Origin of the sequence: Kurthia massiliensis, assembly GCF_000285555.1 — a bacterium.
Lineage (GTDB): Bacteria > Bacillota > Bacilli > Bacillales_A > Planococcaceae > Kurthia > Kurthia massiliensis.
In genome coordinates, this window is record NZ_CAEU01000084.1 from 1 (window position 1) to 467 (window position 467).

Annotated in this window: 5 tRNA genes; all 5 read right to left on the reverse strand. The window is 52.5% G+C overall.

Annotated elements, in window-relative coordinates:
• Positions 1-14 precede the first annotated feature (14 nt).
• Positions 15-91, reverse strand: a tRNA-Ile gene (locus tag KMHG_RS17040).
• Between the two features lie 10 nt (positions 92-101).
• A tRNA-Phe gene (locus KMHG_RS17045) sits at positions 102-177 on the reverse strand.
• An 11-nt stretch (positions 178-188) separates the two neighbouring features.
• Positions 189-265 (reverse strand) — tRNA-Asp (locus KMHG_RS17050).
• A 10-nt stretch (positions 266-275) separates the two neighbouring features.
• Positions 276-368: transfer RNA gene (locus KMHG_RS17055), tRNA-Ser, on the reverse strand.
• Between the two features lie 12 nt (positions 369-380).
• Positions 381-454 (reverse strand) — tRNA-Met (locus KMHG_RS17060).
• Positions 455-467 lie beyond the last annotated feature (13 nt).

The window sequence follows — 467 nt, forward strand, 5'->3', positions numbered from 1 at the left end:
CATAATTAATTTAATGGTGGGCCTAAATGGACTCGAACCATCGACCTCACGCTTATCAGGCGTGCGCTCTAACCAGCTGAGCTATAGGCCCATTAAAAAAATGGTGGGTTTGGACGGAATCGAACCGCCGACACTTAGAGCTTCAATCTAATGCTCTACCAACTGAGCTACAAACCCACATATAAAAATGGCGGTCCGGACGGGACTCGAACCCGCGACCTCCTGCGTGACAGGCAGGCATTCTAACCAGCTGAACTACCGGACCGTATTAAAAATGGAGGAGGTAGAGGGATTCGAACCCCCGCGCGGTTTGACCCGCCTGTCGGTTTTCAAGACCGATCCCTTCAGCCAGACTTGGGTATACCTCCGAAGGAAAAATATGGCGGCCGAGGGGATCGAACCCCCGACCTCCCGGGTATGAACCGGACGCTCTAGCCAGCTGAGCTAGGCCGCCATAATAATATTAT